Source organism: Bacillus sp. VA13 (assembly GCF_055710085.1).
Genome location: NZ_JBVQPP010000005.1, coordinates 49,967 through 72,324, shown reverse-complemented (window position 1 = coordinate 72,324; position 22,358 = coordinate 49,967). Strand labels below are relative to the sequence as shown.

The following is a 22,358-nucleotide window of genomic DNA, read 5'->3' as shown; positions in this document are numbered from 1 at the left end:
TCATGGTGAAAACAAGTACAGATCCCAATGACCTACACCTCAAGCAATTTCAAATAGACAGCTTCAATTTCCGCAACAGACATCGGCTTTGGATTGTTGTCCATGAGCCGTTTGACGTCGGCTGCCGCCTCAGCAAGCGTCGGCACATCCTCTTTTGATACTCCGAATGCCTTTAAATTTTGCGGAATATTTAAATTGGCGGTCCACTCTTCAATTTTCTGTATGACCCGCTCTGCTTGGCTGGCCTTCGAACCTTTTTGCTCGATTCCAATTACACCAGCGACATCCGAAAGGCGGTCAGTCACATGATCCGCATTAAAGGCCGTTACATGCGGAAGCAACATGGAATTGGCCACACCGTGAGACATTTTGTATTTCCCCCCAAGCGGGTAAGCCATCGCATGAACCGCCGCTGTCCCTGCGCTTGTCAAAGCCATTCCGCCATACATGGCGCCAATAAGCATTTTTTCTCTCGCTTCTAGTTTATCTCCATGGTGATAAGCCTCCTGAATACTGGAGGAAATCAGTCTCATAGATTCAAGCGCAAACATGTCACTGAATGGATTTGCTTTGTTGGAAATATAGGATTCGAGCGCGTGTGTAAATGCATCCATTCCGGTTGCGGCCGTGATCGCCTTTGGAAGACCAGTCGTCAAAACCGGATCTAAAATCACAAGTGATGGCAACAGATAGGGACTGACCATACCAATCTTTAATTCTTTCTCAGGGAATGTCACGATCGCATTCGGCGTCACCTCCGACCCTGTTCCAGATGTTGTCGGAATCAGCACAAGCGGAACACCGGGCTTTTCAACGAGATTCGTGCCAACCAACTCGGAAATCGGTTTTTTATTTGTTTTCAGAACAGAGAGGATTTTAGCCGCATCAAGCACACTGCCTCCTCCAATTCCTAGAATTGCGTCATGGCTTCCTGCAGAAAAAAGCTGAAAAACCTCTTCGATATTTTGTTCCGTCGGCTCCGGCTGTATGTCCGTATTGATTTCACTTGAGATGCCTTTTTCAGCCAGCACCTCTTTGATTTGGTCTGCATAACCGAGAGAAACGATCGACGGCTGAGTTAAAATAAACACCGAACGGATCTGATTCCATCCGCTTGTCTGATCCAAATGATCACCAAGGAAATTGAGTGAATGTGCGCCAGCCTCAATTCGGGCGGCCGTTTGAAAATGATAAAGCGTCTTCATATCCTCACTGCTCCTTTGCCAGTTTTGTTTCAATTCCGTAGCCTTCCAGCATCTTTTTCACTTTTTGCAAACCCTCTCCTGACAGCTCTGCAATTGGATGTTTAGGCGGTCCGACGTCGATTCCGGCAAGCTCCGTTGCTTTTTTTAGCGGCGCTGGCAGTGAACCGAGTGAAAAAGTGGCACGAAGCGGGTCTAGCTGCTTTTGATACTGCTCGCTCTCTTCAATGTTTCCTTGTTTATAAGATTCATAGATTGAAACAACGGTCTGCGGAAGCACATTTGCTGTTGCAGCCACAGCCCCTGTTCCTCCCGCCTTCAATGTGTCTAAAATCAATGAATCGGTTCCTGCCAGAACGGAAAAGGACTGGTCTTTTGTACGCTCAAGATACGCCTTAATATTGTCGAAGCTGCCGCTGCTGTCTTTAATGCCGATGATGTTCGGCAATGCCGCCAGCCTTTCAACGGTTTCAGGCTCAAGTGATACACCTGTTCTCGACGGAATGTTATAGAGCAGGACAGGAAGCGCGACATTTTCAGATATCGTGCGGAAATGCTGATACAATTCCTCCTGCGAAGGTGCGACAAAGTATGGCGTAATGATCGAAAGAACATCAGCTCCAATATCCGCCATTTGGTTAGATAAGGAAATGGTTGCCTCAGTACTGTTTTCTCCTGCTCCGATAAAAACAGGCACACGTTTATTAACCGCTTTCACGACAGTTTCCGCAATTTGAAGCTTTTCCTCTTGCGAGAATAAATGAAATTCGCCATTTGTCCCTAAAGCAAAAATGCCATGGACACCTGAATCAATTAAATGATTCACCAGCTTTTCGGCTACACCTGGATGAAAGTCCTGTTCTTTTGTAATCGGTGTCAGTATGGCTGGAATAATCCCCTCTACTTTCAAATGATTCCGCTCCCATCTGTTGCATTTTTAAACAATCATATATAATAAAACGCTTTCATGTAATAATTATAAATCTATACTGATTCATTTAGCAACATATTTTTCGTATTTAGGATAAAAAAATGACGTCTCACCCTCATCTGATGCGTTTTAAAACAATAAAAAAACCTGTCCAAAGACAGGTCGAATTAATTTTTTAAAGCTTTCACACAAGCCGCTGTTTGATCTTGTATTTGTGTCAATAAAATGGTTTGATCCGGTAACCGGCCGGAGTGAGTGGCCGCGATGAGCACATCACTGCAGAAAACACGGTGCTGAGCTGCAGCTTTTGCTGTAGCGCTTATCACCTTCACAAATTGACCATCGTGCAAACAGCCGCTGACTACCACCCACATGATGAAACGCCCCTTCGCATCTTTCATTCCGATGATGCAGAGATCATTGCTTTCCGACACAATATGACAGGCAGCCAATTTACAATCATGTTGGATAAACAGCGCTTCTTGTTCAACGGTTGACAAGTCATGCGGCCATCCAGAGTTGTTTCCGCTGTCGAAAACAAGTTTTCGTCTCCAAGCAAAGCCCTCTTCAGAGGACAGAACGCGCATCGGGCGGTCTGCTGAAAATGTGATGCCACGCGGCAAGTATTGTTCAATTCGTTCTTTTAGAAAGAGGGGCTCGGCTTTCTCCGGGATGGTTTTCGCCTTGATCGTAAATTGCGGATTTGCACGTTCTGGATGGTCCAGCGCTGTGATGTCAGTATGATACACCCGCTCAATACGGTCGGCGCAGAGGGCAGCTTCCGGGCGGTCAAGCACTTCTGCTTTTCCATCTTTTAATAACAGCAAACGATCACAGTATAAACTCGCAATATTCACATCATGAAACACCCCAATGACTGCGAGTTTTGACGCGACCGTTTCTTGTTTCATTAAATCTAGCAGACTTTTTTGAAATGACAAATCGAGAAAACTTGTCGGTTCATCAAGCAACAAATATCGGGGTTCCTGGGCAAGTGCCTGCGCCACATATACCCGCTGCTGCTCTCCGCCGCTCAGCTCATGAATGGATTTTTTGGCAAAGCGGAGGATGTCTGTCTGCTTCATCACCCTTTTTACGATATCGTGGTCTTCCCCTGTGAGCTGCCGAAAAAGACCTGATTGATAAGCGTAGCGGCCAAACTGTACCGTTTCCTCCACCGTAAAGGAAAAGGCCTGCTCCGTTTTCTGAGGAAGGGCCGCTACTTTGCGGGCGAGCTCCTTCGTTTTGTACGACCCGACTGAACGGCATTCAAGCAGCACTTCCCCGCTTCGAGGCGTGATGCTTCCCGACAGCATTTTCAACAAGGTGGTTTTTCCGCTGCCGTTCGGACCAAGGATTCCTAAAAATTCACCCGGTTTTACTGCAAAGCTGATGTCCTGTAAGACATCCTTTCTTCCATAGCCGCCGGACACTCTGATGACATCAATCATGAACTCGCCCTCCCCGGTAACGCCGAATCAATATAAACCCGAAAACTGGTGCTCCTACCAGTGCAGTAATAATGCCGATCGGCAGCTCCGACGGCTCAATGATGGTTCTTGACAAAAGATCTGACAGCACAAGGAACGAAGCGCCATTCAGCATCGAGAGCGGCAGAAGATGCCGGTGATCCGTAATAGACAGAAGCCGGATAAAATGCGGAATGACGAGACCAACAAATCCAATGGTTCCAGATACCGCAACCGCACTGCCAGTTAAAATAGCTCCCGCCAACAGAACGACATATTTACTCCGCTTCACATTCACACCGAGCAGCCTCGCTTTTTCCTCGCCATAAGTCATCACATTTAGTTCTCTGCCGCTGATCAAAAGCGCGGCAGCGCCCGCAGCAAAAAAGGGCAGAAACAGTGCAACATAGCCCCAGCCCCTCATTGATACGCTGCCGAGCAGCCAGTGGACGATCGGTTTTAAATCATCGCCGGACAATGCGATCATGAGAGAAGTAAGCGCACCCAAAAACGAACTGAAGATGATCCCTGTTAAAATCAATGCAGACAGGGTCAATGAAGGGTGAACAAGCCGCGCAAAGAACAAAACCAAAAAAATCACGACAACAGCCGCTCCAACGCTTAAAAACGGCAGTGTAAAACTTCCGATCACCGGCAACTCAATCCCGAAAAACAATGTGACCACTGCACCGACAGCAGCGCCTGACGATATGCCGAGCGTATACGGATCTGCGAGCGGGTTTTTCAAGAGCCCCTGAAAACCGGCTCCCGCAGCAGCCAACCCCGCGCCGACAAGAGCGGCCAATATCACCCTCGGCAGCCTAATTTTCATGATGATGTTCCCCTCTATCGGATCAAGATTTAGCCCTTGAATGCCAAACGATTCTCCCAAAAAAACCTTGATAATAGCAGGAATGGGAATCTCCAAAGACCCGATAGAGATTCCCAAAAGAACAGATACCGACAAAAACATCAGGCTGAGGGCATATGCCACAAAGCGTTTATTTTTTAAAAACATCAGGGTAAATATGTTCAGCAAGCTCTTCGACCCCTTTAATCAATCGCGGTCCCGGACGGGTCACGAGGTCAGGGTCCACGTCGTATACTTCGTGATGTCTGATGGCTTTTACACCGCTCCAGCCGCTTCGTTTTTTTATTTCGCTGACAGCAGATTCACCGTTTGTCGTCACAATCGCATCGGGGTTCAGCTTTACGATCGCTTCTTCGGTCATCTTAGCCCAGCCTTTCTGAGCGGAAGCGGCATTTTCCGCATGGATCGCTTCAAGCATTTCATCCATAAAGGTGCCTTTCCCGGTCGTATAAATGTCCGGAGCCGGAGACACTTCGACAAATACTTTCTTTTGATCGGCAATAGATATGCCGGTGGCCTTTTCTTTTATAGCAGCCAAGTCTGTTTTCATTCTTTTTACGAGCTGATCGGCTTTTTTCTCTGCCCCGGCAGATTCTCCGATCATTTCGATTGATTTGTACACCTCGGAAAATGATTGTGCATCATTGACAGTCAGTACAGTAATGCCCGCGTCCTTCAGCTGTTTGATGGCATCCGCTGACGCTGACATGGAAGACTCATGGGCAAGAACAAGATCCGGCTTTAGAGAAATGACTTTCTCAACGTTTACATTCATGTCTCCGACCTTCTCAACCTTTTTGACTTCCTTTGGATATGTATCGTTCGTGGTGACACCGACCACTTTGTCACCGAGTCCGAGAGCGTATGTGATTTCTGTGTTGCTCGGCATTAATGAAACAATCTTTTTCGGCTCCTTTTTGATGGTCACATCTTGATTTGACGCATCATCAATGGTGACAGGGAACACTTCTGTCTTTTGTTTTGCCTTGGAATCCTTCTGATCCGCAGTATTGCCGCAGCCTGCCATCATAACGGCAGCCAGCAGAAGCGCAGTCCATATTCCGGCTAGTTTTTTCATAACCTTTCCTCCTAAGTGAACTAAAAAAAGCATCTCTACGATGGTAAAGATGCTGTAAACAACACAAAAAAGCCTATTGTTTACACATCATCTGTCCTCGCAGACTTCGTGCTGATCAAATAGGCAGGTATCCTGGCTCTTGACGCTATGGCCAATTACAGTGGCGGGACCGCACCGGCTTTTACCGGTTTCCCTATTAAGCCGGCTGTTGTTCACGGACCGGCACCTATTTGACATTCGTATCCTTTTTTCGGAGTAATTATACTATATGACTGACAGGCTTGTATATGCGCCCTGAATGACTTTTCCCCCGGTATATGTATGGAAGCAAAATCCTCGTAAACACTAATTTTGTTCTTGTATACTTAATACCATCATCTATAAAAAGGAATGATTCTTATGGATTTAAAGCTAAAAGACAAACTCGTCTTAATCACCGGCTCGACTTCCGGCATCGGGAAAGCCGCAGCAAAAAGCTTTCTGCAAGAGGGAGCGGCAGTAATTGTTAACGGACGCAAACAGGAGACTGTCGATCGCACGATTGAAGAGCTTTCTGGATACGGAACGGTGCACGGCGTGGCAGCCGATTTGTCAAAAACAGATGAAGCAGCGGCTTTTATTGAAAAAGTAAATGAAATCGGTGATATCGATATCCTTGTCAACAACCTTGGCTTCTTCGAGGTAAAAGACTTTGCAGATGTGACAGATGAGGAGTGGAATCAATATTTTGAAGTGAACGTGATGAGCGCGGTTCGGACAAGCCGTCACTTCCTTCCAAAAATGCTTGCCAAAAACAGCGGCCGCATTTTAAATATCGCAAGTGAAGCAGGCATCAAACCGCTTCCAACAATGATTCCATACTCCATGACAAAAACGGCGCTGATCAGCCTTTCAAGAGGGATGGCTGAAATGACGAAAGGCACGAATGTGACAGTCAACTCAGTGCTTCCGGGACCTACTTGGACAGAGGGCGTGGCATCCTATATGGAAGGTGCCGCAAAAGCAGCCGGCCAGGATACAGATACATTCATCAAAGACTATTTTAAAGTTAATGAGCCGACTTCTCTTATTCAGCGATACGCGACAGCAGAAGAAGTCGCCAACACGATCGTATTCCTCGCATCTGACGCCGCATCCGCCATCAACGGCACGGCACAGCGTGTGGAAGGCGGCATTATCCGTTCTCTGTAATATACAAAAAACGCATCCGTGTTTCGGATGCGTTTTTTTATACATCTCCAGCGAATGGAACCGGCTGATAGCCGCCTGTTTCCAATTTTGCTGAAAACAATCCTCCCGCGTGAGGCTGCTCGTATCTTTCTGTTTCTGTCATTTGTTCCGTTGCCGTTGTGATGTAAAGGGTTTTTAAGTCTCTGCCTCCGAACGCGCAGCACGTGACATATTTAGCCGGCACGCTGATTGAATCGATTTCTTTTTTCTGAAACGGGTCAATGTGTACCACGCGGCTGCCGCCAAACAGCGCCACCCACAGCATGCCATTTTGGTCGATTGTCATGCCGTCCGGCAATCCTTCTGATTGATCAAAACGATAGACGGGTTCTGGATTTGAGACATCTCCGCTTTCAGGATCATACCTGTAGCGCACAATTTCCTGTGTCGGCGTGTCGATGTAATACATCAAATTCCGCTCGCGATCCCAATCCAAACCGTTCGAGGTGGAGACTTGATCTTTCATTTTGATAAGTCTGCCGTCTGGATCCAAACGGTATAACGAAGCCTGTTTTTGTTCGCCTTCCATGCTCGTCGTCCCCGCCCAAAGTCTTCCGTACGGGTCACATTTCGCGTCATTAAAACGCAGGCTCTCATCCATATCCTTCGGCTGTTTGATCTTTTCCAAGCTGTCATCCTGAACATGATACAGGTAGAACCCGTCCTTCATCGTCATAATCAGCTCATCCTTTGTATATTTCGCAAGCGCGGTCACAAAGGACTTGAATTTGATCGACCGGTTGATTTTTTCTTCAGGATCGAAGATGTGGAGCTCGCTCCCTAAGATATCGACCCAATATAAGCGGCCGTTTTCTTCATCCCATAACGGGCCTTCACCAATCACTGCCCGAGTGTCTGCTTCCAATACTGCGTCCATGTGTTACACCTCTTTAGCTTCAGTCTATATATTGTTATTCCCGGCAAAAAGGTGTCCAAACCACATGTTTATTGTTTTTTGAAAAGGATGGTAATGACCGTTCCAATGTTCATTCTGCTGTTTACATGAATCGTCCCGTTATGCAGGTGGACAAGCTCCTTGGCAATGGCGAGCCCGAGGCCCGTTCCGGCAGATGGATCTTTTGTGTTCGTCCCTCTGTAGTAACGGTTAAATAAATGGGTAATCGTTTCTTCATCCATTCCTTTCCCATTGTCCTTAACCTTCAACGAAATATGATTTTTTGTTTGTTCCAGAATGACCTGAATTTCTGTTTCTTTGTCGTTGTGCTTGACGGCATTCCCAAGCAGATTTTCTAATATGCGCCTGAACCATGCTTCATCAAGCGCAAATTCAATATGCTCTTCTTTGGATACAAAGGAGATATCATACCCTTCAGAAAACGGATTTTTCTTGAAATCCTCAATGACATTTTTAAAAAACGGGATCAGGTTTGTGTGCTTTCTCTCAATTGGAAGAGCATCATTTTTCAGCCGATACGTTAAATTTAAGTCTTCAATCAGCTTGGACATGTATTCGGATTTTTCTCTGACAACCTGTCCCATTTCTTTCACTTCTTCCGGCGACCAATCATACTGCTTCGACTCAAGCATCATGCTGTAACCGTAAATACTGCTGAGCGGTGTTTTTAAGTCATGCGACAAACCGGCAATCCATTCTTCTCTTGTCGCCTGGATTTTTTCTCTGTTTCTTTTATCCCGTCTCAGCGTTTCAGTCAACTGATCCATTGATTCAAATATCTCACCGAAGAAGCGGTACGGCTGTTTGATTTTCCCCTTTTTGTTTTTGCTGACAGGAAGGCCTTTCCGGTTTTTCGGTTCCTCAAGCTTCCCTTTTGATAGATTGACCAGCCATTTAATCGTGTGAAAAATCGGCAGCCCGAACCGGAACATATACCAAACGGTCATCCAAATGATATACAGGAACAGGACACCCATAATCAGGAACATCGCCTTTAGCACAACCTTCAGAAACGATTTATTAAACTCCTGATCGGTTACATAGACAGGGTTTGGCACCGTAGCGACCATCCATCTGTCTTTATTGAGGATCTTAACGGAAATTTCCCGTTTATAGTTCCAAGGTTTAGAGCTGTATTTGAGCAGCTCCAGCTGGTTCATCGTTTTTCTTTCACTTTTTGTGCTGTTAATGCTGTCGAGAATGTTTCCATCGCTGTCTAATAAGTAAATGGCTCCTTTTTCCCGCTTAATATAGTCGATGGTGCTGGACTGATAATGTGCTAGAGAATCTATCTTTTGTTCGCGCTTTTCAACGGAAGTCAACAGCTGTTCGCTCTTTGATTTCCAGCCGGACAATAGAAGATACGACTTATCTTCAATATTGATGGCCCAATAATTCAGCTTATAGTTATTAAGCTTTTTGGTTTTATAAATAGACAAGAGCTCTTTCTTGGTATAGGTGCCGGGCACGTCTTTCGGCACGCTGTAGGAATAATCGGTTTTCCCATCGGAATCAATGATTTGCATCCAGCCATGCTGTTTATCGACAGATTTCTTCAGAAAATTATCGACTTCCCATGTCCCGTTTTCGTTTACATCGAGATATGCCTCAAGTGTGTCGGTGGTTGCCTTTGTCAGCCCAGAATTCGATTCCGCATCGCTAAATCGAGCGTCTAAATAGAAAAATGAAGCGACAAGCATAACCGTAAGTAGCAGGATCACAATCAGCATCTGCCCAAAAAAGTGAAACAAAAACTTCCATCTTAATCTCATGACCGCTTGCCTTCAGGATTCGGGATAAAACGGTAGCCGAGACCGCGAACGGTTACGATATACTCCGGATTGCTCGGATCGCGCTCAATTTTTTCCCGAAGCTTGCGAATATGAACCATAACGGTGTTGTTGTCGCCGTAAGAAGGATAGCCCCAAACTTTTTCATAAATTTGATCTTTGGAAAGCACCACATTGGGGTGTTCACAAAAATACTGCAAAAGCTGCAAAAGCTGGGCTGAACAAGCGACGGTTTCCCCGCCTACAATCAGCTCGGCATTTTGCGGAGAAAATGTAAAATAATCATATGTATAGGTTTGATTTGAATTCGTTTCTTTCGATTGATATGTCCGCTTGAGGTGCGCCCTGATCCGCGCCGCTAATTCCAGTGGATTAAATGGTTTTGTGATATAGTCATCAGCCCCAACCGCAAAGCCGGACAATTTATCCGCGTCGGATGATCTTGCCGTCAGGAAAAAAATCGGAGCGTCTGAATACTCTCTGATCAGCGTGCAGGCTTCAAAACCGGACATTCCGCCCATCATGACATCAAGCACAATCAAATCAACCTTATTGGCCTTCACAACCGGAATCGCTTCTTCTGCGCTTGCCGCATCCAGTAAATTTCGATAACCTTCTTTTTCGAGAACGCGTTTGATCATGTCCACAATCGCTTTCTCATCGTCTACGATTAAAATTGACGCATTTTCCACTTTTATGTTCCTTTCTGTCACTGTTTTTTTCATCTTATCATTATATCGTTTATTTTTGGTACATTTTTGAATGGGAAGAGTCTTGCCGGGCAGAAACAAATAGAAAACGGGAACGTGGCAGTTCCCGTTTTTCGTATTTTCAGATGATAAATGGTTATGAGTTCTCGTCTACCATATACAAAATAAACTCCCAAAACCCTGGAACGTCCTGGCACAAAAGCATATCAGCCTTTTCAAACATTTTGATCTTCAGCTCTTGCTCTAAATCTTCTCTTTCTTGATAGGACGTATTGCAGAGTTTTTTTCTGATCATCGGTGAAAAGCATTCAATCAGATGTTCAATGTCAAATTTATCGTCTTTTTGGTTCTTTTGTTCAAACTGGCCGTTCACAGCTTACTTTCCCCCTTTTTTTGCGCCGCTAGCTGTTTTCTGATATTCTCAAGCCCTTTTTTATGGATGTTGGAGATGTTTTGCCGGGACTCTCCTAGTGAATCGGCAATCTCTTGCATCGTGGCACCATGAAGATAGACTTTCGTCAGCACGCTTTTTTGTTTGTCAGTCAGCTTCTGGATCGCTTGGTAGAGCTGATAATCCTGAACATGCTGGCTCAAATCATCCTGCATATCTAAAAATGCTTCAAACGCATCGCTTCCAGTTTCGGAAGGAAGTCGTTCTCCTGCATCCGGATGATCGACCGTCAGCGGATACCGTTTTTGGTTTTTGCGAACCCGCTTATCAAAATCAATAGAAAAGATCCGAATCATTGAATTCATATACTTGACGATGCGGATTTCCTTATAAAATTGCTTAAATTGCTCGTCCAATGATTTTGCATCTTTTTCGTTCGGGCTTTCCATTACGTTTTTGAACAAACGGTAATGCTGAGGATTGCTCAAAAAATGCTTCACGATGGGATGCTTCATTATCTCCTTACATTTTGACCGTAAAAGACCTTGATAGTCCATCAAACCGCCTCCCTACTAAATTAAATGAAGGAAAGCAAAAAAAAGTAAACTACTACTTTCAGACTAGCGCTTGTCTTAAATACTCCAGCCGCAGTTTACGTTTTCTTGGATTTCCTTCACTTACATACATGACTGCAAAAAAAGAAGGGAGGTATTTTCCTATGGATCAGGTTTTTATAGAGGAAGTCGTGAAACAGATCGGCAATCTGGGGTTTCCTGCGTTAATTGCAATGTACCTGCTGACCCGATTTGAAAAAAAGTTTGATCAGCTTATCGAACTGATGACAGAGTTGAAAGATCAGAAAGCAAAAAATTAATTTTCAATCGAAGTTGACTTTTCACTGTTTTTTTTCACTTAACAAGGCAGAAGGGAAAACGAAAGGCCTTTCACCTTCTCTTTCTGCTATCACATTTAAATTTCAAGGAGGAAACATTTCATGAAAAAACAAAATGACATTCCACAGCCAATTAGAGGAGACGAAGGAGCAACAGTAAAAATTCCGCGCAATATTGAAAGAGACCGCCAAAATCCGGACATGCTTGTTCCGCCGGAGACTGATAATGGTACCGTAAGCAATATGAAGTTTTCGTTCTCTGATACTCATAACCGCTTAGAAAAAGGCGGATATGCCCGTGAAGTGACAGTACGGGAGCTGCCAATTTCAGAAAACCTTGCATCTGTAAATATGCGGCTGAAGCCAGGTGCCATTCGCGAGCTGCATTGGCATAAAGAAGCAGAGTGGGCTTATATGATTTACGGAAGTGCAAGAGTCACAATTGTGGATGAAAAAGGGCGCAGCTTTATTGATGATGTTGGCGAAGGAGATCTTTGGTACTTCCCGTCAGGCCTGCCGCACTCCATTCAAGCGCTGGATGAAGGAGCCGAGTTCCTGCTCGTGTTTGACGATGGCTCATTCTCTGAAAACAGCACGTTCCAGCTGACAGACTGGCTTGCCCACACGCCTAAAGAAGTCATTGCTGCGAACTTTGGCGTAACACAAGAAGATATTGCTAATTTGCCAGGGGAAGAGAAATATATTTTTGAAGAACCAGTCCCAGGATGTTTGAAAGATGACATTGTAGAAGGACCGAACGGCGAAGCGCCTTATCCGTTTACTTACCGCCTTCTTGAACAGAAGCCAATTGAATCAGAGGGAGGAAAAGTATACATTGCAGATTCAACAAACTTCAAAGTGTCTAAAACGATTGCATCTGCGCTCGTAACAGTGGAACCCGGCGCCATGAGAGAGCTGCATTGGCATCCGAATACTCACGAATGGCAATACTACATCTCCGGCAAAGCAAGAATGACCGTTTTTGCTTCTGACGGCCATGCCAGAACATTTAACTACCAAGCCGGTGATGTCGGATATGTTCCATTTGCAATGGGTCATTACGTTGAAAACATCGGGGACGAACCGCTTGTCTTTTTAGAAATCTTTAAAGACGATCATTATGCCGATGTATCTTTAAACCAATGGCTTGCAATGCTTCCTGAAACATTAGTTCAACAGCATCTTGATTTAGGAAAAGACTTTACTGATATTCTTTCAAAAGAAAAGCATCCGGTTGTGAAAAAGAAAAGCAGTAAATAAAAAACGACCAGCTTGCAGAGAGCAATCGTTCTCTGCAAGCCTTTATAAGGAGATGTACCAGTGAAATATCAAATTTCTTCCAAACGCTTATTGCGGCTCTTTATAAAGTACTTGCTGGCCGCGACAGCAGTAGTGTTCACCTATTTTGCCGTCATGTTTATATTGTTTTCTTTAGCAGGAACGAGCTACCGTTCAGTAGCTCATGTCCTGCTTTTTGCCGTGTTATTTCTTGTCCTTGGGCTATTCTTAGAACCATTTGAACGCCTGATGGTACATAGTTTTACTTTTTTCAAGACAGACAAACGCTTATTCATTCTCCTTGCTGGCATCGTACAGCTGCTGTTTTTGTGGATGACTGCTCATACAACAGACGAAATGATCAGCGACATCTGGCTGTCCACCACAGAAGAAATGATCGTCGCAGCCGTTTTTCTTATTTTAGATAAATGCAATTCGGCCATTCCCAGCTAAAAAAAGAACGCATTCCAAATGGATGCGTTCTTTTTATTCATAGCGAAGCGCGTCTACAGGCTGAAGCTTAGATGCCTTGATGGACGGAAGCAAGCCGAAAATAATGCCGACTGCCATTGAAAAGATGAGTGCTCCGACAACAGCCGGAACGGAGACGATAAAAGGCATCGGAAAAACGACCGTCAGCAGCTTAGCGATGCCGAAGCCCGCCAGCACACCGAGTATTCCGCCAATGCTTGTCAGCACGACAGCCTCAGTTAAAAACTGAAATAAAATCACACGCCGCTTAGCCCCGAGCGCTTTCTTAATCCCGATTTCCCTCGTGCGCTCCGTGACGGAAACGAGCATAATGTTCATGACGCCAATACCGCCTACCAAAAGTGAAATACTGGCGATTCCGCCAAGCAGCAATGCAAATGACTGATTAAAGGACTCCACTTCCTGCGCGATCTCCTGAAGATCCATCACACTGTACTCTGCTTTTTCCAACTCAGCTTCAGACAGTCCCTGATTTAAAAGATCCGCAGCCATTACACCGGCTTCTTGAATATGCTCAGAAGAATCAGCCTGCACGGCAATCTGCGTTGGCGCATCAAAGCCTTCAATGAGCGGCCACACTTTTTTCGGCACGTACAAAACCGGGTTCGCGTAGTCGCCTTCAAACATGCTTTCCTGCTGATCTTTTTCTTTAAAAACACCAGCAACCCTAAACGGCACACCATTCATCTCAATGTTTTGATGCAGAGCGTCTCCGTCTGGAAACAGTTCATCTCTGGCAGCTTCATTGATCATCACCACTTGGTGTGTGCTGTTTAGTTCGTTTTCCGTCAGCTTTCTCCCTTCGGTTATACGGATTGGGAACATATCAAAGTAATCACCGTCGACTCCGTACACTTGGGGGTACGAAACGTTTGTTAAATGAAAAACGCTCGCGCCTTCAGACAAGTAATATAAGGATAATCCTTTGACCATAGGATCAGATTTGATCGCCTTTACTGTTTCCTCTGCTACAGGCGGCGCGGACGTATAGGAAACTTGGTAGCCTCCGCCCTCCTCTTCTCCGCCCGACGGCTGGTAGACAACATTGATCGCGTTATTTCCCATGCCGATCATGCTCTGCTTTAATTGTTCGCTTTGGCCTTTTAGCATCGAAACAATTGCAATGATTGCCGCTATGCCGATAATGACCCCAAGCATTGTCAGTATGGATCTTAATTTATGAGAGAAAATGGATTGAAAGGAGATTCGAATATGTTCAAGCATGGCTGATATCCCCTCTCTCATCTAATACCAATTCTCCATCCCTGATAAAAACCGTTCTGTCAGCTTTTCTGGCGACGTCCGGGTCATGGGTAATCATAATAATTGTCTTGCCTTCCTGATGCAGTTCAGAAAACAGCGACAAAATTTGTTCGCTTGATTTGGTATCAAGCGCCCCGGTCGGTTCATCAGCTAAAATAAACCTCGGCTGATTGACAAGGGCCCTCGCTATCGCCACCCGCTGCTTTTGCCCGCCGGACAGCTTCGGAGGCTTGTAGGCGACTCTGTCTTTTAAACCGACCTTTTCCAGCGCTTCATAGGCTCTTTGCCTTCTTTCTTTTTTCTTCACTTTATTATAGATCATGGGCAGTTCGACATTTTGCAACGCGGTGAGACGCGGCAGCAGATGAAAGGTTTGAAACACAAACCCGATTGATTCGTTGCGGATTTCGGCTAAGGCACCGTCTTTCCCTTTCAATATATCTATCTGGTCAAGCGTATAGGTTCCGGAGGTTGGCCTGTCCAAACAGCCTATGATATTCATTAACGTCGACTTTCCAGAACCGGAAGGCCCCATAATCGCCAGAAACTCACCAGCCTGGACAGTCAGATTGATATGTTTCAAGATTGGAACTTCTTCTTTTCCCAGCTTGTACGATTTCGAAATATTATTCAGTGTCAGCATTGACTGTAACCTGCTTTCCTTCCTTGACTGCGGGGTCAGGATAGATTACATAATCTTCCGGCGTCAGGCCGCTCTTGACTTCCACCATATCATTTTCATCAGTTTCCCCGATTTCAACAGGCTGTTTGACCGCTTTCTGCTTCTCATCAGCTTTCCACACGTACGGTTCGCCGTCATCCTGAATGACCATGTCAGACGGCAGCTTGATCTTATCCGCATCAGCCTCATCACTCATCACTTCGATGTTGACATGATAGCCGACTTCGAGACCTTTATGGCTATCTAATAAAATTGAGAAAGGATAGTTAGAGGATTGAGGGTTCATTTCTTCTTCAGCAAAACTTTCTGATTCCTCACCCTCGCCTGCTCCTGCTGGAAGCTTGCCGATCGAGGTGACCTTTCCTTTCCACTCGCCTTCACCGCCTGTTTTCAGCGTGACTCTGACTTTGCTGCCTTTTTTGATTGTGTCCATTAACAGCTCATTGATTTGGCTTTTGACTAGATATTTGCCCGTCGAAACAATCTGGATATACGGACCTGCTGCCTGGTCACCTGTTGCTCCGTCAGCGATATCCTGATTGACGCTTTGAACGATCCCATCATGCTTGCTTGTAATGACATTGGAACCTTTGTTTTTCGTCAGGGCAGCCAGCTCTTTTTGATGCTGCTTCAGCTCAAGCTGGCTTGTTTTTAATTCGAAATTGGCCTGATCAAGCTCATCTTGAAGCTGGGATTTCTCTTCCTTTCCGGCCGATTTCAGCTGCTTTTCCGTTTCCGTTATTGTTTTTTGTAAACGGCCGATTTGCAGGTTGGTCATTTCAATTTGCAAATTGGCTTGCTCAACTTCGTCAGAATGATCCTCACCCTCATACTCAAAAAGTTTATCGCCCTTTTTGACCTGATCGCCTTCTTTGACGTATGTTTTTTTAATGTTGCCTTTTTCTGAATCTATGTATACTTTCTGCTGTTTCTCAGGTTCTACCTTTCCAGAAAACGTTTGGCCTGATTCTGATTCTCCTCCCATGTATACCGCTACCGATTCAGCATAGGGCTCCGATGATACGGCAATTTGGTTCATGTGGGTAAAAAAGTAAAAACCGCCGGCACCGATCCCAGCTAATACAAGCACACCGGCACATATCGCACCGCCAATAAGCCATTTTTTCTTCTTGGACACAACGATCTCCTCTTTCTGTAAACTATGTAATATTTTCGAAACATTCTAACCAATATTATCTATTAATTCAAAAAGACTTGCAATCTTTTTATTGAAATGATGGGATCAAATAGAAAAATTGTATTTTCACGGCCGAAAATAAAAAAATCCCGGCTCTGAACCGGGATTTTTCTTACACAGAAACAAGCGCTTTTTCATTTTTAATCAGATCATAGGTCAAGCATACAGGTTTATTTGTACGGGGATCAGTCACGATTTCGGCATCAATCTGAAATACCTGCTTCAAAATGTCCGGTGTCATGACCTCCAGTGCGGTGCCTTCCTTGATGACCGTGCCTTTTTTGAGCGCGATCATATAATGAGAAAAACGGGCTGCGTGGTTAAGATCATGAATGACCATTAAAATCGTCCGCCCCTGCTCTTTGTTGAGTCTGTCAAGCAGCTGAAGAATTTCAAGCTGGTGTGCGAGATCAAGATACGTTGTAGGTTCATCCAGCAGCAGCAATTCAGTCCCTTGTGCAAGCGCCATGGCAATCCACACGCGCTGACGCTGTCCGCCTGACAGTGCCTCAATCGGCCTTTCAGCAAATTCAGCCATGCCTGTTTCTTCAAGCGCCCATTTGATAATCCGGCGGTCTTCATCATTTAATCTGCCGAATCCTGACTGATGCGGAAACCTGCCGTACGATACCAATTCATACACCGTTAAACCGCTCGGCGCTTCAGGTGTCTGCGGCAGAATCGCCATATCTTTCGCAATGTCCTTTGTAGACATTTTATGAATCGCTTTGCCGTTTAAATAGACGGTCCCTGCATGTGAACGCATAATTCTGGACATTGTTTTTAATATCGTTGATTTCCCGCAGCCGTTCGGGCCGATTAGGGTGGTAATTTTCCCTTTAGGAATCGATATATTTAACTCTTCTACAATCACCCTGTCGCCATAACCGATTCCAAGCTGATCTGTTGATAATGAATTCATATTCGGCCCCCTCCTCTAATTCGCTTTCATCAATAAATAAATAAAGTAAGGCGCACCTAACACGGAAATGACAAGTCCAACCGGAATTTCTGACGGTGCCAATACATTTCTCGCCAGCGTATCTGCGAGCAAAAACAGAAATGCGCCGATGAAGGCGGAGACCGGTATCAGCGTCTGGTGACGGGGACCGGTAAGCCTTCTTGCCACGTGGGGCGCGATCAATCCGAGAAACGCAATGCCCCCTGCAGCTGCCACGCATGAAGCGGCAAGTGTGACCGCTGCCAGAAGAAGAATCCGTCTTTCCCTTTCCACAGCAGTGCCCAGCCCGGTCGCTAATTGGTCTCCAAGCTGTAAAATGTTCAAATAGCGTGCCTTATATAAAGTAAACGGAAGCAAGATCACAATCCAAGGGAGAATCGCCCAGATCATATTCCAGTTCGCCCCCCATATCGAGCCGGATATCCAAACCGCGGCTTGCATAAAATCATGAGGGTCCATCTTGAGCTGAAAAATCAGCAACAGGGCGTTAAATCCGGCATTCACACCAATGCCGACTAAAATCAGGCGAATCGGGGTCACGCCTTTTTTCCAAGCCAGAAGATAAATGAGAAACGCGGCGAGGATCGCACCCGCCAACGCACTGAACGGCAGCATAAATGTACCGAAAAAGCTGAGGTCTGAAGCTGACTCTTGAAAAAAGTAAATAAAAAGCACAACAGCAAGAGAGCCGCCGGCGTTAATTCCGAGAATACCGGGCTCAGCCAGATCATTTTGAGACACGCTTTGCAAAATGGCTCCAGCAACAGCGATTCCTGCCCCAACGAGCAAGGAAAGGATGATCCGGGGAAGCCTGAACTCAAATAAAACAAGCTCGTCACGCGCCGTTCCTTGGCCGAAAAAGACCTGAAGCGTTTTAAGCGGTGCAATTTTGATGACGCCCAAATTTAGACTGATAAAAAATACCAGCACGATGAGCAGAAAGGTCACAGCCATCACAAAGAATGGCTTTTTCGTTTTTGTTTTCATTACAGCCCTCTCCTTTCACGGCGTGCCAAATAAAAGAAAAAGGGAACGCCGATTAGAGAAGTCAGCGCGCCGACAGGCGTTTCAAAGGGCGCATTTACGAGTCTTGCCGCAATGTCAGCAAACACAAGCAAAACAGCGCCGAGCACTGCCGAGCAAGGAATAATCCACCTATAATCTACACCGACCAAAAACCGGGTAATATGCGGAATGATCAGTCCGATAAATGCGATGGTGCCAGCTATGGAAACCGCAGCTCCCGTCAAAATCACAACGACAAGCATGCCAACCAGTTTTACCGCTGATGTATATTGTCCAAGCCCTTTCGCCAGCTCATCACCGAGACTTAACACTGTCACAGACCGGGCGATGATAAACGCCAGCGTTAAACCGACAGCCCCTGCGAGAAGCAAAAGCTGGACACCTGACCATTTCACGCCCGCTACTCCGCCTGCGTACCAAAAACTGATATCCTGAGCGACATCAAAGCGGATTGCAATGGCGGTTGAAATGCCCGTAAAGAAATAAGTAACAGCCGTTCCCGCGAGAGCAAGTTTTACAGGCGTAAGTCCGCCCCTTGAAAACATGCCGATACCCATTACCGTCGATGCCCCCAGCCCCGCTCCTGCAAAGGACCATAGCACAAGCCCCATAGCAGAAAGTCCGGGGAAAAAGGCAAACGCAATCGAAACGGCAAACGCGGAGCCCGATGTAACGCCCATAATCGAAGGCTCTGCCAAAGGGTTTCTCGTCATCCCCTGCATGATCGCTCCCGACACTGCTAGCAATGCGCCGACAAGTGCGGCAGCAGCCGTTCTTGGCAGCCGAAGATCGTGTATAATTTGGTGGGACGTCTCTGTCGGCTGAAAATGAAAGATGGCGTCCCACACAGTGCGCAAATGAATATCCGCTGCACCGAGAGATATGGATAAAAGCGCGCCAAGGCATAGTAAGCATATCCCTGCAATAAGGACAATGACCGCGCCATATGACCTTGACGTCCATTGGATTTCTTCTGATGTGGTCTGTCTATTTTTCTTTTGACTCAACAGCCGTACTTCCTTTCCGATACTGATAATGATTATCAATTGCTGTTCCAGTATATCACTTTTTTCCGCTGATTTAATAGAGCGTTTTAAACAAAAATGAGAATATAATTGCAAAAATATCGTGTCAACTGGCTCTTGCGATGGTATAATCACATTGATAATGATTCTCTTTATCACCTATTTTCCAGAAAGAAGGTATGAGATATGACCCATATCTATAAGAAACTCGGAGCCGCATTTTTTGCCATGCTATTAATTGCAGCGCTGGCAGCCTGCGGAAATAACTCAGAAAGCAAAGGCTCTTCCTCTGATTCAAAAGACGAAGAAACCATTACATACAAGGCTGAAAACGGAAATGTGAAAATTCCTAAACATCCTAAACGGGTGGTTGTCATGGCTGACGGCTACTACGGCTACTTCAAAACACTGGGCATCAACGTCGTCGGTGCGCCTGAGAATGTATTTAAAAACCCTTACTACAAAGGAAAAACCGATGGTGTCACAAACATCGGAGACGGCACGTCCATTGAAAAAGTCATTGATTTGAATCCTGACTTGATTATTGTCTGGACAACGCAAGGCGCTGATATTAAAAAGCTTGAGAAAATCGCGCCGACTGTCGCGGTAAAATACGATAAGCTCGACAATATCGAACAGCTGAAAGAATTCGCAAAAATGACGGGAACTGAAGATAAAGCGGAAAAATGGCTGGCTGAGTGGGATAACAAAGTTGCGGCAGCTAAAACAAAAATCAAAAAAGCCGTCGGTGACAAAACAATTTCCATTATGCAAACGAATGGAAAAGACATTTACGTATTCGGTAAAGATTTTGGAAGAGGCGGAAGCATTATTTACAAAGATCTCGGCCTGCAGGCTACAAAGCTGACAAAAGAAAAAGCCATTGACCAGGGTCCTGGATATACAAGTATTTCATTAGAGAAGCTCCCTGACTTCGCCGGAGATTATATTTTCGCAGGACCATGGCAATCAGGCGGTGATGATGGCGGCGTTTTTGACAGCTCCATATGGAAGAACCTAAGCGCCGTTAAAAATGACCATGTCTATAAGATTGACCCAATTGGCTTCTATTTTACAGACCCGATTTCATTAGAGGGCCAGCTGAAGTTTATTACGGAAAGCTTAACAAAATAAACAAAAGAGCCGCCTGCCTGCGGCTCTTTTTCCATCCATTAAAAGGAGCGGCTCATTTTGAACCATATCGGATATTTTCTTGCGTCATATTTAGCTGCATGATCATCGCGATCAGTTTTTTTAACAGGCTCTATATCGGAAAACCTTTTTATCATGTGCTCTTGGTATTCATCATAGTGTTAGTCGTGTTTAGTTTTCTGGAGAGACTGAAAAAACGGTTTTTGCATATGCGATTATCCGCAAAGGTTTTTCTCTCTATTTCAGCTTTCCTGTCAGCTATTTTAACGATCGGATTACTAACAGGAGAAATTGCATTTCGATAAAAAAGACACCTGAAAATCAGGTGTCTTTTGTTTATGCTTGTTTTTCTTTCTGGAACTTTTTAACCACAAATGGATAAACGATCAACCCGACAAAGAATAAACCGATGCCGAGAATAAATGTCGTTAAATCCGCTGTGCCTGTTACAATCACAAACAATGAGTATACGCACGCTAAAATCGCAATCAATCCGTCTTTTACGCGGGAGCCTTTTAGCTGGTCATATGTTTCACCTTTGATGACAAGCTTCAAGCTGTAAATCGCTGATACCAAATACGGAATTAAATACGCAAGTGTTGCCGCTGTCGTTAAAAACGTAAATGCGTCACTTATTGTCCGGGAAATAACAGAGAAAATGAAGACCTGTGACATCACATTTGTAATAATCAGCGCATTAATCGGACTTCCCTTTTTATTCGTTTTCGCAAAGAATGCCGGAAAATCTCCTGCTTTAGCAGCTTGGTAAGGAACCTCAGAGCCAAGCAAAATCCATCCGAGCATCGTTCCGAATAAGCAAAGAATCGCCAATAGGGCCATGATCACGCTTCCCGCGTTCCCGACAATCGCATACAGCACATCAACGAACGGTTTTTCAGAGCCGACAAGCTTATCATGCGGCAGAACGCCCATCGTAATTAAAGTCACAATAATATAAATGCTCAATGCAATCAGCAATCCGGTAATTGTCGCACGTTTTACATCACGCTGAGAACGCGCGCGTCCGGACAGAATAACCGCTGATTCAATTCCGACAAACGCCCAAAGAGTAGAAATTGCGGCGTTGTGAACCTGGCCGCCAATTCCGATGCTTGTGCCGTTTTCGCCTTGAATTGGAAAATAAAAATGATCGAATAATGTCGTTTGAAATACAAACAATCCGGCAACGATAAAGAAGACAAAACCTAATACTTTCGAAAACGTTGTGATAAAGTTTAATTTACTTGCACCGTTAATGCTTGAAACAAGAATCGTGTGCGTTCCCCATAACAAAATTGTACATACAGCAAACGTCAGCAATTGGCCGAGTGTCACCTCTTGCCCGCCGATTGAAAACATTTCACGTTTATCAACCAAGACCGGGAAGAACGAAGTCAAGTAACCGGCAAGACTTGTAATAATCGCCACGTTACTGATCCAGCTCGCCACCCAGTAGCCCCACACCATTGTGAATCCGGCAGCGTTCCCTTTCTTCGGATCAGAAAACAGCGCTCTCGCATAACTTTGCGGTCCCGCTGTCAGCTCAGGCTTGCGAATGGACAAGTGCCCGAAGACAAGCGCAATCATTAGCACGCCGGCACCCGTCAAAAGCCAGGCGGACGTAGCGCCAAGCGGACTTGCGATCGTAGCAAGCGAACTCGGCAGGGAGAAAATTCCTGATCCAACCATATTTCCAACGACAAACGCCGTTAATAACCAAAAACCCCATTTTTTCGTCTGTTCCATTCCAGTACCTCCAATGATTCTTTGTACGGACCAGACCCCGAGATCATATAAACGC

General features: G+C 45.3%; 22 protein-coding genes and 1 riboswitch. Of the genes, 5 read left to right on the top strand and 17 right to left on the bottom strand.

Annotated features, from left to right (window positions below):
• Window positions 1–32: 32 nt before the first annotated feature.
• The 5 genes from AC0C66_RS17950 to AC0C66_RS17930 form a co-directional block, all read right to left on the bottom strand.
• Window positions 33–1,205 (bottom strand): iron-containing alcohol dehydrogenase, encoded by a 1,173-nt coding sequence (locus AC0C66_RS17950; protein ID WP_072181918.1) that lies wholly within the window; start codon window positions 1,203–1,205, stop codon window positions 33–35.
• Between the two features lie 4 nt (window positions 1,206–1,209).
• Window positions 1,210–2,112: a 4-hydroxy-tetrahydrodipicolinate synthase gene (gene dapA / locus AC0C66_RS17945; RefSeq protein WP_019715693.1), complete on the bottom strand. Its 903-nt coding sequence runs from the start codon at window positions 2,110–2,112 to the stop codon at window positions 1,210–1,212.
• A 188-nt stretch (window positions 2,113–2,300) separates the two neighbouring features.
• Complete coding sequence (locus AC0C66_RS17940; protein WP_072181917.1) at window positions 2,301–3,584, bottom strand: ABC transporter ATP-binding protein; 1,284 nt, start codon at window positions 3,582–3,584, stop codon at window positions 2,301–2,303.
• The gene (locus AC0C66_RS17935) at window positions 3,577–4,641 is read right to left on the bottom strand and encodes a FecCD family ABC transporter permease (protein ID WP_080376102.1); all 1,065 of its coding nucleotides are present in this window, start codon (window positions 4,639–4,641) and stop codon (window positions 3,577–3,579) included. Before AC0C66_RS17935 ends, AC0C66_RS17940 begins: the two co-directional genes overlap by 8 nt.
• A complete protein-coding gene (locus AC0C66_RS17930; RefSeq protein WP_072181916.1) occupies window positions 4,604–5,551 on the bottom strand; it encodes an ABC transporter substrate-binding protein in 948 nt (315 codons plus the stop codon). The genes AC0C66_RS17935 and AC0C66_RS17930 overlap by 38 nt, the downstream gene beginning before the upstream one ends.
• Window positions 5,552–5,656: 105 nt before the next feature.
• A riboswitch (cobalamin riboswitch) is annotated at window positions 5,657–5,796 on the bottom strand.
• Window positions 5,797–5,950: 154 nt separating this feature from the next.
• Here AC0C66_RS17930 and AC0C66_RS17925 point away from each other — a divergent pair.
• On the top strand, window positions 5,951–6,742 hold the full coding sequence (locus AC0C66_RS17925; RefSeq protein WP_072181915.1) for an SDR family NAD(P)-dependent oxidoreductase: 792 nt from the start codon (window positions 5,951–5,953) through the stop codon (window positions 6,740–6,742).
• Between the two features lie 37 nt (window positions 6,743–6,779).
• On the opposite strand, the gene AC0C66_RS17920 is transcribed toward AC0C66_RS17925, so the two are convergent.
• The 5 genes from AC0C66_RS17920 to sigO form a co-directional block, all read right to left on the bottom strand.
• Window positions 6,780–7,658 carry an SMP-30/gluconolactonase/LRE family protein gene (locus AC0C66_RS17920; protein WP_014115125.1) on the bottom strand — a complete coding sequence of 293 codons (879 nt, stop codon included), beginning with the start codon at window positions 7,656–7,658 and terminating at the stop codon, window positions 6,780–6,782.
• 68 nt (window positions 7,659–7,726) lie between these two features.
• The gene (gene yvrG, locus AC0C66_RS17915; RefSeq protein WP_072181914.1) at window positions 7,727–9,469 is read right to left on the bottom strand and encodes a two-component system sensor histidine kinase YvrG; all 1,743 of its coding nucleotides are present in this window, start codon (window positions 9,467–9,469) and stop codon (window positions 7,727–7,729) included.
• Complete coding sequence (gene yvrH, locus AC0C66_RS17910) at window positions 9,466–10,179, bottom strand: two-component system response regulator YvrH (protein ID WP_472973662.1); 714 nt, start codon at window positions 10,177–10,179, stop codon at window positions 9,466–9,468. The genes yvrG and yvrH overlap by 4 nt, the downstream gene beginning before the upstream one ends.
• A gap of 154 nt (window positions 10,180–10,333) precedes the next feature.
• On the bottom strand, window positions 10,334–10,570 hold the full coding sequence (gene rsoA, locus AC0C66_RS17905; protein WP_003221636.1) for a sigma-O factor regulator RsoA: 237 nt from the start codon (window positions 10,568–10,570) through the stop codon (window positions 10,334–10,336).
• On the bottom strand, window positions 10,567–11,103 hold the full coding sequence (gene sigO / locus AC0C66_RS17900) for an RNA polymerase sigma factor SigO (RefSeq protein ID WP_072181930.1): 537 nt from the start codon (window positions 11,101–11,103) through the stop codon (window positions 10,567–10,569). The genes rsoA and sigO overlap by 4 nt, the downstream gene beginning before the upstream one ends.
• A gap of 203 nt (window positions 11,104–11,306) precedes the next feature.
• On the opposite strand from sigO, the gene AC0C66_RS17895 reads away from it, so the two are divergent.
• The 3 genes from AC0C66_RS17895 (at window position 11,307) to AC0C66_RS17885 (ending at window position 13,211) form a co-directional block, all read left to right on the top strand.
• Window positions 11,307–11,462, top strand: a complete 156-nt coding sequence (locus AC0C66_RS17895; protein WP_003221632.1) for a YvrJ family protein — start codon at window positions 11,307–11,309, stop codon at window positions 11,460–11,462.
• 120 nt (window positions 11,463–11,582) lie between these two features.
• Window positions 11,583–12,740, top strand: a complete 1,158-nt coding sequence (gene oxdC / locus AC0C66_RS17890; protein ID WP_014115129.1) for an oxalate decarboxylase — start codon at window positions 11,583–11,585, stop codon at window positions 12,738–12,740.
• A gap of 60 nt (window positions 12,741–12,800) precedes the next feature.
• Window positions 12,801–13,211: a regulatory YrvL family protein gene (locus AC0C66_RS17885; protein ID WP_014115130.1), complete on the top strand. Its 411-nt coding sequence runs from the start codon at window positions 12,801–12,803 to the stop codon at window positions 13,209–13,211.
• A gap of 33 nt (window positions 13,212–13,244) precedes the next feature.
• On the opposite strand, the gene AC0C66_RS17880 is transcribed toward AC0C66_RS17885, so the two are convergent.
• The 6 genes from AC0C66_RS17880 to AC0C66_RS17855 all read right to left on the bottom strand — a co-directional run bounded on the left by AC0C66_RS17880 (window position 13,245) and on the right by AC0C66_RS17855 (window position 19,387).
• A complete protein-coding gene (locus AC0C66_RS17880) occupies window positions 13,245–14,474 on the bottom strand; it encodes an ABC transporter permease (RefSeq protein WP_061187948.1) in 1,230 nt (409 codons plus the stop codon).
• On the bottom strand, window positions 14,467–15,156 hold the full coding sequence (locus AC0C66_RS17875; protein WP_014115132.1) for an ABC transporter ATP-binding protein: 690 nt from the start codon (window positions 15,154–15,156) through the stop codon (window positions 14,467–14,469). The genes AC0C66_RS17880 and AC0C66_RS17875 overlap by 8 nt, the downstream gene beginning before the upstream one ends.
• Window positions 15,140–16,333 carry an efflux RND transporter periplasmic adaptor subunit gene (locus AC0C66_RS17870; protein ID WP_072181912.1) on the bottom strand — a complete coding sequence of 398 codons (1,194 nt, stop codon included), beginning with the start codon at window positions 16,331–16,333 and terminating at the stop codon, window positions 15,140–15,142. Before AC0C66_RS17870 ends, AC0C66_RS17875 begins: the two co-directional genes overlap by 17 nt.
• A 172-nt stretch (window positions 16,334–16,505) precedes the next feature.
• Entirely contained in the window at window positions 16,506–17,315 is an 810-nt protein-coding gene (locus AC0C66_RS17865) for an ABC transporter ATP-binding protein (RefSeq protein ID WP_061187946.1), read from the bottom strand.
• Window positions 17,316–17,330: 15 nt separating this feature from the next.
• Entirely contained in the window at window positions 17,331–18,341 is a 1,011-nt protein-coding gene (locus tag AC0C66_RS17860) for a FecCD family ABC transporter permease (protein ID WP_014115135.1), read from the bottom strand.
• Window positions 18,341–19,387 (bottom strand): FecCD family ABC transporter permease, encoded by a 1,047-nt coding sequence (locus tag AC0C66_RS17855; protein ID WP_014115136.1) that lies wholly within the window; start codon window positions 19,385–19,387, stop codon window positions 18,341–18,343. The genes AC0C66_RS17860 and AC0C66_RS17855 overlap by 1 nt, the downstream gene beginning before the upstream one ends.
• Before the next feature lie 204 nt (window positions 19,388–19,591).
• On the opposite strand from AC0C66_RS17855, the gene AC0C66_RS17850 reads away from it, so the two are divergent.
• A complete protein-coding gene (locus AC0C66_RS17850; RefSeq protein ID WP_061187944.1) occupies window positions 19,592–20,539 on the top strand; it encodes an iron-hydroxamate ABC transporter substrate-binding protein in 948 nt (315 codons plus the stop codon).
• Window positions 20,540–20,893: 354 nt separating this feature from the next.
• Here the strand turns inward: AC0C66_RS17850 and AC0C66_RS17845 are convergent, their stop codons facing one another.
• Window positions 20,894–22,303, bottom strand: a complete 1,410-nt coding sequence (locus AC0C66_RS17845; RefSeq protein ID WP_072181911.1) for an amino acid permease — start codon at window positions 22,301–22,303, stop codon at window positions 20,894–20,896.
• Window positions 22,304–22,358 lie beyond the last annotated feature (55 nt).

Bases quoted from the DNA above. Each gene is read 5' to 3' on its own strand.
- yvrG (WP_072181914.1), bottom strand. From the start codon at position 9,469: ATGAGATTAAGATGGAAGTTTTTGTTTCACTTTTTTGGGCAGATGCTG.
- AC0C66_RS17865 (WP_061187946.1), bottom strand. From the start codon at position 17,315: ATGAATTCATTATCAACAGATCAGCTTGGAATCGGTTATGGCGACAGG.
- AC0C66_RS17875 (WP_014115132.1), bottom strand. From the start codon at position 15,156: ATGCTGACACTGAATAATATTTCGAAATCGTACAAGCTGGGAAAAGAA.
- AC0C66_RS17880 (WP_061187948.1), bottom strand. From the start codon at position 14,474: ATGCTTGAACATATTCGAATCTCCTTTCAATCCATTTTCTCTCATAAA.
- AC0C66_RS17940 (WP_072181917.1), bottom strand. From the start codon at position 3,584: ATGATTGATGTCATCAGAGTGTCCGGCGGCTATGGAAGAAAGGATGTC.
- AC0C66_RS17925 (WP_072181915.1), top strand. From the start codon at position 5,951: ATGGATTTAAAGCTAAAAGACAAACTCGTCTTAATCACCGGCTCGACT.
- AC0C66_RS17860 (WP_014115135.1), bottom strand. From the start codon at position 18,341: ATGAAAACAAAAACGAAAAAGCCATTCTTTGTGATGGCTGTGACCTTT.
- oxdC (WP_014115129.1), top strand. From the start codon at position 11,583: ATGAAAAAACAAAATGACATTCCACAGCCAATTAGAGGAGACGAAGGA.
- AC0C66_RS17930 (WP_072181916.1), bottom strand. From the start codon at position 5,551: ATGAAAAAACTAGCCGGAATATGGACTGCGCTTCTGCTGGCTGCCGTT.
- AC0C66_RS17950 (WP_072181918.1), bottom strand. From the start codon at position 1,205: ATGAAGACGCTTTATCATTTTCAAACGGCCGCCCGAATTGAGGCTGGC.
- AC0C66_RS17845 (WP_072181911.1), bottom strand. From the start codon at position 22,303: ATGGAACAGACGAAAAAATGGGGTTTTTGGTTATTAACGGCGTTTGTC.
- AC0C66_RS17850 (WP_061187944.1), top strand. From the start codon at position 19,592: ATGACCCATATCTATAAGAAACTCGGAGCCGCATTTTTTGCCATGCTA.
- AC0C66_RS17895 (WP_003221632.1), top strand. From the start codon at position 11,307: ATGGATCAGGTTTTTATAGAGGAAGTCGTGAAACAGATCGGCAATCTG.
- sigO (WP_072181930.1), bottom strand. From the start codon at position 11,103: ATGAAGCATCCCATCGTGAAGCATTTTTTGAGCAATCCTCAGCATTAC.
- AC0C66_RS17920 (WP_014115125.1), bottom strand. From the start codon at position 7,658: ATGGACGCAGTATTGGAAGCAGACACTCGGGCAGTGATTGGTGAAGGC.